The 14667-nt window shown below is 38.5% G+C and carries 15 protein-coding genes; 9 read left to right on the top strand and 6 right to left on the bottom strand.

Features of this window, described 5'->3' with window-relative positions; translation table 11 throughout:
* Positions 1-736 precede the first annotated feature (736 nt).
* The 5 genes from FHK89_RS04735 (at position 737) to FHK89_RS04715 (ending at position 5815) form a co-directional block, all read left to right on the top strand.
* On the top strand, positions 737-997 hold the full coding sequence (locus tag FHK89_RS04735; RefSeq protein WP_230657316.1) for a DUF4212 domain-containing protein: 261 nt from the start codon (positions 737-739) through the stop codon (positions 995-997).
* 3 nt (positions 998-1000) lie between these two features.
* A complete protein-coding gene (locus FHK89_RS04730; RefSeq protein ID WP_230657314.1) occupies positions 1001-2860 on the top strand; it encodes a sodium:solute symporter family protein in 1860 nt (619 codons plus the stop codon).
* 311 nt (positions 2861-3171) lie between these two features.
* Positions 3172-4125, top strand: coding sequence for a glutamate racemase (gene murI / locus FHK89_RS04725; RefSeq protein ID WP_230657312.1), 954 nt, complete (start codon positions 3172-3174; stop codon positions 4123-4125).
* A 137-nt stretch (positions 4126-4262) separates the two neighbouring features.
* Positions 4263-5303, top strand: a complete 1041-nt coding sequence (locus FHK89_RS04720) for a DUF4062 domain-containing protein (RefSeq protein WP_230657310.1) — start codon at positions 4263-4265, stop codon at positions 5301-5303.
* A gap of 209 nt (positions 5304-5512) precedes the next feature.
* Entirely contained in the window at positions 5513-5815 is a 303-nt protein-coding gene (locus FHK89_RS04715; RefSeq protein WP_230657308.1) for a hypothetical protein, read from the top strand.
* A gap of 104 nt (positions 5816-5919) precedes the next feature.
* On the opposite strand, the gene FHK89_RS04710 is transcribed toward FHK89_RS04715, so the two are convergent.
* Both FHK89_RS04710 and FHK89_RS04705 read right to left on the bottom strand, forming a co-directional pair.
* Complete coding sequence (locus FHK89_RS04710; RefSeq protein ID WP_230657306.1) at positions 5920-7344, bottom strand: lytic murein transglycosylase; 1425 nt, start codon at positions 7342-7344, stop codon at positions 5920-5922.
* Positions 7345-7425: 81 nt separating this feature from the next.
* Positions 7426-8268, bottom strand: coding sequence for a class I SAM-dependent methyltransferase (locus FHK89_RS04705; protein WP_230657303.1), 843 nt, complete (start codon positions 8266-8268; stop codon positions 7426-7428).
* Between the two features lie 237 nt (positions 8269-8505).
* On the opposite strand from FHK89_RS04705, the gene FHK89_RS04700 reads away from it, so the two are divergent.
* Complete coding sequence (locus FHK89_RS04700) at positions 8506-9144, top strand: DUF2268 domain-containing putative Zn-dependent protease (protein WP_230657299.1); 639 nt, start codon at positions 8506-8508, stop codon at positions 9142-9144.
* Positions 9145-9184: 40 nt separating this feature from the next.
* Positions 9185-9649: a type II toxin-antitoxin system antitoxin DNA ADP-ribosyl glycohydrolase DarG gene (darG, locus tag FHK89_RS04695; RefSeq protein ID WP_230657297.1), complete on the top strand. Its 465-nt coding sequence runs from the start codon at positions 9185-9187 to the stop codon at positions 9647-9649.
* 67 nt (positions 9650-9716) lie between these two features.
* On the opposite strand, the gene FHK89_RS04690 is transcribed toward darG, so the two are convergent.
* The 4 genes from FHK89_RS04690 to msrA all read right to left on the bottom strand — a co-directional run bounded on the left by FHK89_RS04690 (position 9717) and on the right by msrA (position 13180).
* Positions 9717-11255 (bottom strand): class I SAM-dependent methyltransferase, encoded by a 1539-nt coding sequence (locus FHK89_RS04690; protein ID WP_230657294.1) that lies wholly within the window; start codon positions 11253-11255, stop codon positions 9717-9719.
* A gap of 92 nt (positions 11256-11347) precedes the next feature.
* Positions 11348-12046 (bottom strand): thiopurine S-methyltransferase, encoded by a 699-nt coding sequence (locus tag FHK89_RS04685; protein WP_230657292.1) that lies wholly within the window; start codon positions 12044-12046, stop codon positions 11348-11350.
* A 53-nt stretch (positions 12047-12099) separates the two neighbouring features.
* On the bottom strand, positions 12100-12639 hold the full coding sequence (locus FHK89_RS04680; protein ID WP_230657290.1) for a hypothetical protein: 540 nt from the start codon (positions 12637-12639) through the stop codon (positions 12100-12102).
* Positions 12640-12661: 22 nt separating this feature from the next.
* The gene (gene msrA / locus FHK89_RS04675; RefSeq protein ID WP_230657287.1) at positions 12662-13180 is read right to left on the bottom strand and encodes a peptide-methionine (S)-S-oxide reductase MsrA; all 519 of its coding nucleotides are present in this window, start codon (positions 13178-13180) and stop codon (positions 12662-12664) included.
* Between the two features lie 132 nt (positions 13181-13312).
* On the opposite strand from msrA, the gene FHK89_RS04670 reads away from it, so the two are divergent.
* Positions 13313-13549 (top strand): hypothetical protein, encoded by a 237-nt coding sequence (locus FHK89_RS04670; protein WP_230657285.1) that lies wholly within the window; start codon positions 13313-13315, stop codon positions 13547-13549.
* 89 nt (positions 13550-13638) lie between these two features.
* Positions 13639-14442 carry a carboxy-S-adenosyl-L-methionine synthase CmoA gene (gene cmoA, locus FHK89_RS04665; protein WP_230657283.1) on the top strand — a complete coding sequence of 268 codons (804 nt, stop codon included), beginning with the start codon at positions 13639-13641 and terminating at the stop codon, positions 14440-14442.
* The last annotated feature ends 225 nt before the right edge of the window (positions 14443-14667 follow it).

Raw genomic sequence — 14667 nt, 5'->3', positions numbered from 1 at the left:
GGGTTTGGGAGGGGTCATATATCAAATTAGTAAAATAAGTTGAGAAAGAGGTAAAAAATTATTTTATAAAAAGCCCATCTTTTGGATAGAGATGGGTTTTTTGATGCTTGGTTAAGGTGCGGCTGATATTAAATAATAATTTATATTGATGCTTAACTATCGTTGTATTTTTTAAGAAAATATATATTTTTATGGTTAAAGTGATACACTAAGATAGCAAAAATGGAAAAATAGATGTGTTTTACTCTTTTTTATTGTTGTATACTACATAAAGTAATTTAATGTTTCTAACATTGCTCTATTGTAATAATATGCTACAATCTAAGAGTACCTATTTTATAGAATAGAATAGGATTATGAGTAAAAAGAGTTTTATTTGGGTTATGTCAGCAGATAAAACTTATTTGTTATAACAAAGTAGCAAAGTAATAACATTTAGCTTGTCAGGAAGATAAGCGTATTAGTACAAAGGAATGTTCAGGCTGTATTTTCAGCTTTATCATTATTTTCATCTCAGAATTTTCTGCTTGCAATCCTTTGCACTGTCTACACTTATCTCACCTTTATTATATTTTTGGGCTCGACAAGCTTAAGTGAGTTTGTGGTTTGATACCGAGCTACTTTTCATATCATTTTTTACACATTTATAACTTTGATGCGTGATTTATTAAGCGCGATTTAATGGGATACAGTGTGTAAGTAACCCTGTTATTTTTTGACAAAAGGAGTTGTCATTATGGAGCCTCATAACGCAGAAACTGGCTACTGGAAAGCCAATGTCCGTTTAATCTTGATTTGTTTGTTTATATGGGCATTTTGCTCGTATGGATGTGGCATTTTATTTCGTCCACTACTTGCAGGTATTTCTATTGGTGGTACTGATTTGGGCTTTTGGTTTGCTCAACAAGGTTCGATTGCAACATTTATTGCGCTGATTTTTTTCTATGCTTGGCGTATGAACAAGTTAGATAAAAAATATGGTCTTGATGAGGAGTAAACCATGAGTCAGTTTGTTATTAATATTATTTTTGTTGGCTTGTCGTTTGCCCTATATTTTGGTATTGCGATTTGGGCGCGAGCAGGCTCTACCAGTGAGTTTTATGTGGCTGGTGGTGGTGTGCACCCTGTACTAAACGGTATGGCAACAGGTGCTGATTGGATGAGTGCCGCCTCGTTTATCTCTATGGCAGGCTTACTTGCGATGGGTGGCTATGGGGCGTCATCTTATTTGATGGGCTGGACAGGTGGTTATGTACTACTTGCGATGTTATTAGCACCTTATTTACGTAAATTTGGTAAGTTTACTGTCCCTGATTTTATTGGTGATCGTTTTTATTCCAAAACAGCAGCATTGGTTGCTGTGGCATGTTTGATCATTGCATCTACTACTTATGTTATCGGACAGATGACAGGAGCAGGGGTGGCATTCTCACGCTTTTTGGAAGTGGATAATACAACAGGTCTGATCATTGCTGCATTTGTGGTCTTTTTCTATGCTGTATTGGGTGGTATGAAAGGGATTACTTATACTCAGGTTGCTCAGTATGTGGTGTTGATTATTGCGTATACTGTGCCAGCAGTATTTATTTCATTGAAGCTTACCAATAATCCAATTCCTGCGTTTGGTATGTTTTCCCATGATGTACATTCTGGTGAGTATTTATTAACTACACTTAATCAGGTGGTGACTGACCTTGGGTTTCAGGCTTATACAGCCGATGTTCCTAATAAGCTTAATATGGTTCTGTTTACCTTATCATTAATGATTGGTACAGCAGGTCTACCACACGTTATTATTCGCTTTTTTACTGTACCTAAGGTAGCAGATGCACGTTGGTCGGCAGGTTGGGCATTGGTATTTATTGCCTTGTTGTACTTTACTGCGCCTGCTGTGGGTTCTATGGCTCGCTTAAACTTGCTACACACTATTTATCCACAAGGAGTTAATGAAGAGCCATTACGCTATGAAGAACGTCCTGAGTGGATGAAAACATGGGAAGAGACAGGGCTTATCCAATACAATGATTGGAACAATGATGGACGTATTGAAAGATACTCTGATGATGGCTTAGGTGCAGCAAAATTGGCACTAAAAGATGCACAAGCTAATGGAGGTGATGTTGCAGCCGCTCAGGCAGCCGTGGCAGCAGCAAGTGCTAAGCAAGTAGATAATACATTTACACAACGTGGTTGGGAAGGTAATGAGTTAGACGTTAATAACGATATTTTAGTACTTGCCAATCCAGAGATTGCAAACTTGCCACCATGGGTCATTGGTTTGATTGCTGCTGGTGGTCTGGCAGCTGCATTATCAACCGCTGCTGGTTTGTTATTAGCCATTTCATCTGCTGTCAGTCATGATTTGATTAAAGGATATATCAATCCTAATATCAGTGATAAAGGTGAGCTTCGTGCAGCACGTATTTCGATGGGTGTTGCGATTGTGGTGGCAACCTGGTTAGGTTTGAATCCACCCGGGTTTGCGGCACAGGTTGTGGCATTAGCCTTTGGTATTGCGGGTGCTTCTTTGTTCCCTGCATTGATGATGGGTATTTTCTCCAAACGTATCAATAACTATGGTGCGGTTGCAGGTATGTTGTCTGGATTGATCATCACCTTGGTTTATATCTTTATGTATAAGGGTTGGTTCTTTATCTCTGGTACAGCAAATCTACCTGATACAGCAGAACACTGGTTCTTAGGTATTTCACCATTATCATTTGGTGCGGTGGGTGCATTGATTAACTTTATCGTTGCTTTTGCAGTCTCTTATGCAACCAAAGCACCACCAGCAGAAATACAAGCATTGGTTGAAAGTGTTCGTTATCCTAAAGGCGCAGGTGGTGCAGTAGATCACTAATAGCTATGATAAGGATATAAATATAAAATGCTTATTGGCGACAGTGTCGATAAGCATTTTTTTATGTGATGTTTTTTTGTGTTTGGTTGTGTTGTGCTTGGCTACTGCTTTAAATATTTATTAAGAATATCAAATAGATAGTTATCTATAAATAGGGATATTCTTGGAGAGAAAAATGAATTTTGCTTATGAAGAGACATCAGCTTACGTTATGATATGCGGGATTAGACAAATTTCGTATAAATGTGCTGTTATTTTATAGAGATTGGTTTGTAAATAAGAGTCATCTCGCAGAATGAAGAATTATTACCATGTCATCAAAATCACTTAATTGCCCGTCACCCTATATAAAGGATAATATAGATACCAGTGTGGAGGGTTATGTAAGTCATTCAAAATTAACTCAAGTAAAAAACCCTTATCATTTGTATTTAAAGACAGATGCTCCCATTGGATTATTTGATTCTGGTGTTGGCGGTTTATCCGTTTTTTTACATTTGGCAAAATTGATGCCTAATGAAAAGTATTTATATTATGCAGATACTAAAAATGTACCTTATGGCAGTCGTTGTAAAGAAGAAATACAACAATTAACTTTAACAGCGGTGTCTTGGTTGGTAAATGCTGGGTGTAAGATTGTGGTGATTGCTTGTAATAGTGCGTCCGCTTATGCTTTAGAGTTGGCAAGACAATATTACCCTAATCTGCCTATTGTAGGGCTTGTACCTGCACTGAAACCCGCAGTATTAGCAAGTCAAAGTAAGCATGTGGCAGTCCTTGCAACACAAGCAACACTTGCAGGTGATTTGTTAAATCGGGTGATTCAAGAGGTTGCTATAGCTAATAATGTGCAGGTGACAAAGTGGTATGATCCTGCCTTAGTACCATGGGTAGAAGCAGGCATGCCAGAAGAGAGTCCCACTGCCAATAATTTACGGACAATGTTGGCAGAGTTTGCTCAACAAAATGTGGATCATATTGTATTGGGTTGTACTCATTATCCTTTTTTTCGTGATTTTTTATTGACACACATACAAGAAAAAAATTATAGCATAAGGGTAGTAGACTCAGGTCGAGCCATTGCATTGCGTGTGTATGATTTATTACAAAAGGCAGACAAGCTACAGTTGCCAAATCAACAGCAAGACACAATTAATCTTGCCTTAGATATATGGCAGATAAGGACGAATATGACTCAGTTGGCTTTCTATGCGACAAAACGAGATGCAAAACTACTAAATTTAATCATTAAACTAGCAACTTAAGTATGTATAATCTAGCAAGTCAAATTAAAACATTTTGAAAAACAGTCTCTATTTTAATCTTTTAAGATAGAACATTTAGATAAGCTGATGGATTTTTATTCAGCTAAGTTGATGTATTGCTATAAGTGGATAAATAAATGATGCGTTACCATGCCCATATAATAAAAGTCACCAATGAACAACCTTTGGTCAGTTCACAGTTGGCTTTATTTTTTGAGCGACAAGCATTTTTGACTCAAGATTTGCCAGTGATTTCAACAGAGACGATGAATTATAGTCGGCGTTGTATTGAAAGCTGTGATTTTGTCATTATGATCATTGGCGAGAGTTATGGGGAAACAAATATGTCAGGGGTGAGTCAGATGCATTTAAGCTATTTGACCGCAAAGGCAAAACGTAAACCGATGCTTATTTTTATTAATACCAATAATACGGGCACATGGGAGCGTCAGCGTCAAGATTTTGTCAGTTTAGTAGAAGCACAAAATCAGCAACATATTACTTATTATCAGTATGAACAAGTATTTGCGCAGTATTTAAATAATGTGTTTAAAAATTTTATGGTGTATTTAACCGACCCTACTTGGTCGAGCCATAATGCGGCTGCAATGCAAGGCGCATCGTTAACATCGTCACAACAGGTTGCTTCTTTGCAAACAAATTCAAACGAATTTGTACAAACGCCTTCATCATATAAAACCCAAGCAACGCAAGCAACAAAGTCGCAAGATGATATAGAAAGACAACTTTTGGCAGAGCTTGGTGCGCCGCTACAAAATACAGAAATGGTTTCAATAGATGATATGCTATCAGTAGATTATTTAGCGCATGCTTATCAAGATGGTAATTTAAGAGAGGTGAGCCTAACAGAGGTGTTAACTTGGCGACAAATTTTAGTGATGTTATCAAAGCTAAACCAGCCTTTTACCACGGATACATTGGCGCGTTGTTTGAATACACATTTATCTAAGATGGCGGTAGAGCATATTACAAGTGTTATGCCTAAGGCGCATGCAGTATCACGTTGTCAAATTAAGAAGTCAGTATTACGCTATGTGTTGCAACAGTTATGTGACAACCAATGGCTAAGACAAAGTGTGAGTAATCAATCCACCTCTCGTGAGTTGTGGCAATTAACTTCACAAGCATTACAAGTGATTTCTAATACATCTGCTTAGTAATACTCAGCGATAATTTCTAGTATTGATGGTTATCTAATATGTGTTGATGGTGTCGTTATAGTAGAATTTTAACACTTCCATTTTTAATAAACATAAGATAGTATCAAAAGTGGAAGTTGATATAACTACTTATAGTATTATTAATTTAATATATAAATTTGTTATATCAGATGTAATATACCAAAAATAGAATAAGGAATATGAGAATGAGTACTCCAGAAAGTGATGCGTTAAAACATGAACTTGATGACCTTGAAAAAGCTATGCATGAGACTGAACAGTTTCACACCCTAGAAGAACAAGTTACGGATATGAAACGACGTGGCATTGATCCTAAAAGTTCTTATAAACAGTGGGATGATCAAAAAGAAGAAGAGGAAGATTGGGGTGATAACACTTGGAAAGAAAATGGCAAGTGGGAACCAAAAACTTCTGCTGATCTTGATGAAAAAGCACGTGATAATTGGGATGGTGAGAATGGTAAACCCAATCCGCCCCCTTTTGTTTAGTCAGTCAGTGAATTTATTTATATAGCAATTTGTTATATCCAAAAGACCCATAATGCTGTTATGGGTCTTTTTTATGATTTTTATTATCTTGGGCAGCGGTTATATTAAGAGCCATCATCCACACGTATCAGTTGAATGCTGCCATCTGCATTTGTAATACGGCGATAGCTTGCTCTATTGTTAATCAGTTGCGCCATACTGTCATTGGCAGTTGGTGTTGGCTGTGTATGGGGCTGATAAGGTGATTGTTGATATGGTACTGGTTGGGTGTTATTTATTGGTGCATTAGTATTAGTAATGAGACGATAGAACTTTTGTCCAGCACGTCCATCGGCAGGAAAAACGCCGCGACTGCTTTGATATTGCATGATGGCTTTGCGAGTATTGTCACCAATGATGCCATCAACTTCACCAATGTCGTAACCAGCATTGAGTAAGGCTTGTTGAATCTCTTTGGCTTGTTGACGACTAATACCAGGGTCATCGGTTGGCCATGATGTAATAAAATCAGTACGATTGCTGTCCTCACGGGTAATCAAATCTGATAGATGTGCAATAGCCAATGCATAGTTTTCTGAGGCGTTATAAGAGTAGAAAGTATCGAAATTTTTACCCACTAAAAAGGCAGGACCATCATTGCCAGCAGGCATGATAAGAGCGGCGCGATCGAGATCATAGGGTAGAGGGCGACCATTGGCAAGGGTGAATCCTTGATTGCGCCAATAGCTCATGGGTTTTTTGTCTCTGCGATTACTGGTTGCCCAAAAGTTGGCAGGTTTGCTTACTTCATATCCCCAAGGCTCGCCACTACGATAACCGCGCTTGGATAAGAAGTTGGCAGTAGAGGCTAGGGCATCGGGTACACTATTAACCAAATCTCGGCGACCATCACCATCAAAATCTACTGCCAATTCTAAAAATGTGCTGGGCATAAATTGTGTCTGTCCAAATGCGCCTGCCCATGAACCTGTCATGTCGCTGGCAGCAATGTCACCATTTTGTACAATTTTTAGTGCATTGGCATATTCGCCTTGAAAGTAAGATTGGCGACGATCAAAGCATGATAGGGTGGCTAAGGAGTCAAATAAGGGTTTTTTACCCAAAGTTTGCCCAAAGTTAGATTCCACACCCCAAACTCCGAGGACATGTTCTGGCTTCACTCCATATCGAGCTTCAATACGGCGCAGTGTATCTGACCATTGGTGTTTAGCTTGAATACCATCATCGACCCGTTCTTTATCGACTAAAGCAGATAAATAATCCCAAACGTCTTTTTGAAATTCAGGCTGATAATTGAGAGATTGAATAACGCTGGGGTCAGGTTGGCTAGGACGATAACGCTCAAAGGTTTGACTGGACACACCACGAAAGGTACTTGAGTTTTTTAAGCCATTTAAACATTGCTGAAATTGGGCATTAGATAGCTCGGGGGCAGGCGGTTTGGCAGCATAGGCAGTGCCAGTAAAAAGCAATGTGCTAATAACGGCAAAGGTTAATTTGAATTGGGAGTGTTTGATGCAATAATTCATGGAACAAGAGTCCTGTTGTTAACAAAGAAAGACTTTGTAAGAGTAACCAAATTCCATAAAAAATAAAAGTGTTGGCATGTATCAGGTTTTTTTTGTCTTTTTAAACTGTAACCAGCAAATACCAGGAAACCGATTACTAATAAAGGGGAGGTGTTTTTCGGCAGTCTGTACAAACCAGCGTAATGCCCGCAATCTACGTGGATATAAAAAGGTAACATTATTGATAGTGATAGGATAGCCAATCCAATTGGATAAGGTTGGCTCAAGCTCGTTACGATAAATACCCCAAGGCATGGGTGGTGTGCGGTAATGGGGCGTTTTCATCCAGCCTTTTTCACTGATGCTTTTTTGCGAAAAATAAACATTCAAATAATCAAACATCAGTTTCGCCCCTATAAAGCGTTGTCCCATCGCATGAAATAAAGGACGCAACTGCTCTGGAGTAAAATACATAAATAGCCCTTGTGCAGTGATAAATACAGGACGACCCTCAGGCACATCATCAAACCAGCTGGTATCTAATATGCTTTTGCTGATATGGCGGTGTTGCTCATCAGGGGTAATAAACTGCTCACGCATAGCAATGGCATCAGGTAGGTCAATCGATAGCCACAATACGCTATCAGGGGATTTGATACGAAAGCGTTGAGTTTCCAAACCCTCACCAAGATTGACAATCACAGCATTTGGGTTTTTATGGATAAATTTGCGTACATGCTCATCAAAAAGCTGTGAGCGGACGCCATGAGAACCATCAGGCTTACCAAATGAACGCTGATAATCATAGTCAATGGCTTGATAGATACTTAAACATTTAGGATCATCAATACAGCCATCACTACGCATGGCTTCACTGGCACGATTGTGCAGTGTCCAAAGCATGGTTTCGGGAACATCGGTTAATGAAGGGGTTGGGGTGGTCATGGCTGTGTCTTTTTATTTGATAATAATTCTTATTAATATAATACAAAAAATAAATAAAGACCAGTTATGAGCAATTTATAATATGCATTATTTAATTAAATTAAAGTTTTAGCATCATCTGTTTAATACTGAGCTGTTACATTATCATTTTAGCATTTTGCCACCTTTGCTTAGTTTTTCGTATCAATGTCTTGTATTAATATGATGTTGAATTAACTAATAAAATAGGTGGAATATATGGCTATAAAATTACACATACTCAATGCTAATGGCAAATTAAGCAAGATGATAGATTATATTCAACAGTCATTTGCGGTGGCAGTTGAGCAAATTAATGAAGTAATGATTTTAGAATCGTTATCTGTAGATGTTATTGCTAAATATAATGAATATGTTCCACCTGAAATGGGTATGGGTGGCTATACACCGACAGAACATGAAATTCAATTGTGGCTACCAGAGGATAATGATTATTTAATGGCAAACTTTCAGCAACTTTTTACCGCCACACTGGCTCATGAATTGCATCACTGTTTTCGTCATGGTTCGGTGGGTTATGGTAAAACATTACTAGAGGCACTAATTACTGAAGGATTGGCATGCCATTTTGAAAGTATGGTTGTGAATAAAACACCAATATATGTTGACCATCTTGATAATAAAGATAGACAAAGTTGGTTAGAAAAATCTCGTCAACTATGGCATAGCACAGATTATAGCCATGCAGATTGGTTTTTTGGTAATGATAAAAAAGGCATTCCAAAATGGGTGGGCTATGATTTGGGGTTTGCATTGGTAAATCAGTATTTGCAAAAAGTAGGCAGTAATGCCGTTGATAGCTATGATACGCCCGCCATTGAATTTGTAAGCGTATAATTTTTATTGGATTATTGTTTGATTAACTAAAAGGATTTCCATGATTACTTACACCACAGGAAATTTACTTGATGCCAAAGTAGAAGCATTGGTCAATGCCGTTAACACCGTTGGGGTGATGGGCAAAGGCATTGCTTTAGCGTTTAAAAAGCAGTTTCCTGATAATATGCAAGCCTACGCTAAAGCCTGTAAAGCAGGGGAAGTGCAAACGGGTAAAATGTTTGTCACCCATACCAAAGAGGAAGTCAAACTAGCGACAGGGGTAAAATGGATTATTAATTTTCCCACCAAACAGCATTGGCGGTCAAAGTCACAAATGGTTTGGATTGAACAAGGATTACAAGATTTGCGTCAATTTATTATCGACAATCAGGTCAAGTCAATCGCCATTCCTGCATTAGGAGCAGGCAATGGCGGACTCGATTGGCAAATAGTTAAACCAAAAATTGAACAAGCATTAGCTGATTTAACAGAAGTTAATATTGTTATTTATGCGCCACTCTAATAGCCTGTCTTTATAATTCAAAATGAGTGGGTTTTGCGGGTTATAAACACAGGCTTTAAACCTTGCTTTAATCTGTGATGATTTGTAAACGCTTAGCAATGGGCAGGATATTTTTAGTAAATTCTGTTGCCATTTGCTTTAATTCAGCCAAATTTTCTTCTTCAGTTTGTAAGTCTTTTCCCTCTTTAACAAGATGTTTGCCTTGTTGTGTTAATGTTTGCCATGCCATATTTACCAGTTGTTTGGTAGATTTTTTGCCTTGCTGATAGGCGTATAAAAAAATCAAATCAAATTGACTAAAACTAAATGCACCACCTGTCAAAGGACTGGCTAATGACTTGATATTTTGCTCAACTAGACTTTGCTGCAAAATATAGTCGTTAAACTTTTGGCAATGTACACGTACTTTATCAACGATGGCTTGCTCTTGTACTAATACGATATTCCCTTTGGCTTGCAAAAATGCTAAGGCTTCAAATAGCAAGGGTTGTTCGAAATTATCGGCTAGGGATTGCCAAATATCAGCCACACGGTGTATTTGGTAATCTGATAAAATATCCAAAATTGGCTCATAAATATCTTGTCGTAAGGTAATATTACCCAGTCTGCCAGAGGCTTCTAAAGTGATGTTTTCACGATTGGATATCATTAAAAAACGTAAGTTTTGCCACGTTTTTTCAAGCTTTGCGGTCGAGATATTACGTGCACCTTTGACCCAAAAGTCTTGTCGAAACTGGGTATTGTGCATGTAGTCTTTGACAGTTTGGGCAAACATGGGGTCGTCTATATTGGCAAGAAGTGCTTGTTGTTCTTCGGTAAAGTTGCTTAGAGCAAAGTCCTCTAAGACATTAGGTGAGCAAGCAAAGGTGGCTTTAGTAGGTGATAGCCAGTCATTAAGCTCAGAAAAATACATCGGTTGCCACTCTGAATTAAAGTATTCATGAGCCAAATAATTGGGATTTAGGGTTTGCATTTGCTCAATTTTTTGAGGAATAAATGGTGATTGCTGAACCAATGGTTGACAAATATTAAGCAAGTTTTGGGTAAAGTCCATTGAGGCTTGTACCCGTTTATGCATATTTTGACCGCGACTACCAAGTATGTGGTCGTGTTGATTGAGCATATGGCGAATGGGAGCAGCAGCAGACCAGCCTGGTAGAGTGTTATAGCTGATATATAACACGCCACCAACTCTAAGTTTACGGCGTAAAAAGTCAGTAATAATGTGGCGATTATCATCTGATATCCAAGACCAAATACCATGTAGCCCAATAAAATCAAAATCGGGCAAATCGCTACGACTGCAAAACTCAGCAAATGACTGATCATAAACATGAATATTGCTGCCAGAAACGTCCGCAAGCTCTTGAGCAAAGCTGGCGTGAGCAGGATTAAAGTCAGTGCCATACCATGTCATATCTGAGGCAGCGGCGTGGGCATTAATGGAGATACCTTGACCAAAGCCAAGCTCACAAGCAGTATCAAACTTTGGTACTTCAAGTCCTGCGGTCAAAAATGGAATGATAACGCTATTGGGATTTAAGTAAGGGTAGTAGCCATAAGTATAATTGATATCACTGATATAGCCTTCTGTCCAATCTGCCATGTTATTGCCTTTTTCCTATTAAATTTAAACATTTATATGTTGATAAGCATAATTTTAACATTATTACTTATTTACAGCGATGTTAATGACATTTATAGCGGTGCTAATAACCAAGTGACAAAATAGCCTGATGTTCCCTGTGATGTGATTTTATCGGCATACACCTTATCTAGTAGCTCAATTTGATAATGCTGACCATAATAACACTGAAGCATTTCAGGTGTTACTATAAAAGGTGGTGGTGAAACATGAGTCTCAGGGTTTAAATCAAAGGTTAATAATAACTGTTTGGCAGAGCCACTTAACCTGATTAACTGCTGAGCATAACGGGTGCGCAGATAATCTGGCGCATCATCGGGCAAAGCTACTAATCCTGCTCGGTCATAAATGGCGTCCACCTGTCCAATCGGCTCAGCAGACATATCAAAAATATCCCCTTGCCAAATATCAATATGCTGCTTGGCATATTGAGCATGATAATGAGTGACTTTGCCATGTTTGCTAATGTCAGGGGTAACTTCTAGCTCTTCAAATAACTGCTCAACAGCAGGCTGTGCCAACTCAATACCAACCACATCCAAACCTTGTTTGGCTAACCAACCAATATCCAGCGTTTTGCCACATAGCGGTACTAAAATACGAGAGCAGCTATGGCCGCTGCTTTGCCCAGTATTTAACCCAGTATTCAACTGCAAGGTATCAAAAAACTGCATGAGCTTGGGATTGACTTTGGGTTGATGCCAGCCAATTTGATTATTGTCCCAACGATTTTGCCAAAATTCTGGATTCATGATTTTATCCTTATGATGCTATCTTTATGGTCATTAGGGTGAATAGTTAGCAATTAAAATGCGTGATTGAGCTTATCACAAGTTGGGTATTTCTTTTGCAGTTGCTGAATATAATAATTTTGCTCATGCTCAAAAAAACCATCTAATAAGCCCAGTGACTCACCATGATTGCAACTGTCTGTCTTTCTATTCCAAGCCACAAATGGCGATAAGGGTTTACCCACTTTTATGCGGTTATTGTCGCAACTAAGCGTAGTAAAGGTGCTTATTTGATATTCAGAAGGCTTACTACCGTCAGGGTTATAAGCCAAGCCAATGACCAAATCGTTATCTTTGATAGTGTTTGATTTAAAATGACTTTGCCACTGTGTGGGTTTTGAATATTGAAACCAACTTTTCCATGAGTGAAAAACAAATTTATGGCTACTAAAGGTTAACTTAAAAATAAGTTCATTCGTTGGATTTTTTATCGGCGTAACCGATTGTAGTCGCCCAATAAACACATCATCAGGTGAATGAGGCATACATGCCATGGCAGGATAACTGCTAGCAAGTATCAATACAAAAACAGCAAATATTGGTGCTAGTTTCATAGTTGAAACCCCATTTTAAGAGTCAGTTTAAATAGTCAGCAAAATTTTGTCTTAACTTTGCCAACTTCGGAGGAATAGCAAACTGACAATAGCCTTGTGTCGGATTTTTATTAAAATAGTCTTGATGGTAATCTTCAGCCATAAAAAACTTAGGGGCAGGGGCAACTTCTGTGACCACATTAATACCCATGTCACGCAAATTATTGATGGTTTTTTCAATGATGGGCTTTTGATTTTCATCAGTATAGAAAATAACGGAGCGATACTGTCTGCCAACATCATTACCCTGACGGTTTGGCGTGGTGGGGTCATGAATGGTAAAGAATATATTTAATATGGTATCAAGAGTAATGACAGACTCATCAAATTCGACCTTAATTACTTCAGCATGGTCGGTCTGCCCTGTACACACTGCTTTATAAGTGGCGGTATCAGCTGAACCGCCGGCATAACCAGAAGTGACTGATTGCACCCCTTTAACCGCTAAAAATACCGATTCGGTACACCAAAAACAGCCACCGCCTAAGATAATGGTTTGCATGATTTTTCCTTAATTTGTGAGTATGTGGTTTTAGCTTAGCAAAGGTGGTAAATGGTGCAAGTGAGGATGTGTAATTTGTTATAATTTGGCATAGCCTTTGAATGACTTTATAAAAATATAAGGATAATTGCCATGCAAATTACCATTGAATTGCCTGATGAGTTGGCAAATGAGTTTTTGCAAACTGTGCCAGCAGACAAACAAACTCAAGCTGTGAGTGACTTATTAATTAATGCCATTCATCAACAGATGACCCAAGCATCTGCGACTGGGCAACGTAGTGATACGCACCCAATTTTGTCACAAGTGACTTTAAATTATGACCCGACTGAGCCGTTAAGTGACGATGAGTGGTCAACTCATGTCTAAAGATATTTTGTTAGATACTATGTTTAAAAAATATCCTGTTCATTTGATTGCATAAAGCTTTATATTTTCTGACCACCATAAGACAAAACATGACTAAAGATACCTCAAAACCCTCTCACGATACGCTTTTTGACCAGCCTTTCACCACACCTTTAGATAAAGTAGCCCGCTTTTCTTTTGATGAACAAGTGGTGGCGTGCTTTCCTGATATGATACGCCGTAGTGTTCCAGGCTATGGGCAGGTATTGGCGATGTTGCCAATTTTTGCTCGCCGTCATTGCCAATTTCGCCAAAGCAATGATAAGGGAGAACGTATTAGCCGAATTTATGATTTAGGCTGTTCGCTCGGCGGAGCAAGTATGGCACTGCTCAATAAGCAGGCAGGCGGGTTTGATGCCTCAGAGGTGCAGATTAAGGCGGTGGATATCTCGCCTGCGATGACCCAAAAAGCCAGTGAAGTATTGGCAGAAAATTACCCTGATTATGATATTGAGGTGATTACCGCTGATATTCGAGAGGTAGAATTTGAGCCATGCGATATGGTGGTACTAAATTTAACCTTGCAGTTTTTGCCAGTGGCTGACCGTGTGGCGGTATTGCAAAAAATTTATCAGGCATTAACGGTAGGTGGGATTTTACTATTAACCGAAAAAATCCATGTTAATGATGAGCAAGATGAGGCATGGTTGGTTGAGCGGTACTATGATTTTAAACGCGCAAATGGCTATAGTGAGATGGAGATTAGCGGTAAACGCAATGCCCTAGAAAATGTGTTAATTACTGATACCTTAGATGAGCATCATCAGCGGTTAAAAGAGGTAGGTTTTGAGCGAAGTTTGACGTGGTTTCAGTTTTTAAATTTTGCCTCTATGATGGCAATGAAGCAGGGATAGAAAATAAGATTAAGATTTATAGTCGGCTCAATACAAAACTAGCACAAAGTCAAACTCGCTCGCAGTACTATCTGTACACCTTCGCTCGTTTTCCTTGTAACAGCATTATCTTGAATTGACTATACAAGAAGTAGCTATCTATTATTATGACAGTTTTTTTGATTGCTCGTTTTTGTTTTATAGTTTTATAGTATAGTCAATCTAATATAATTTCACCACAAGGCA

The organism is Psychrobacter sp. I-STPA10 (assembly GCF_021012795.1).
In the GTDB taxonomy this organism is placed as follows: Bacteria; Pseudomonadota; Gammaproteobacteria; order Pseudomonadales; family Moraxellaceae; genus Psychrobacter.
The sequence above is the reverse complement of the archived record's forward strand: the minus strand, read 5'-3'. Positions and strand labels throughout refer to the sequence as shown.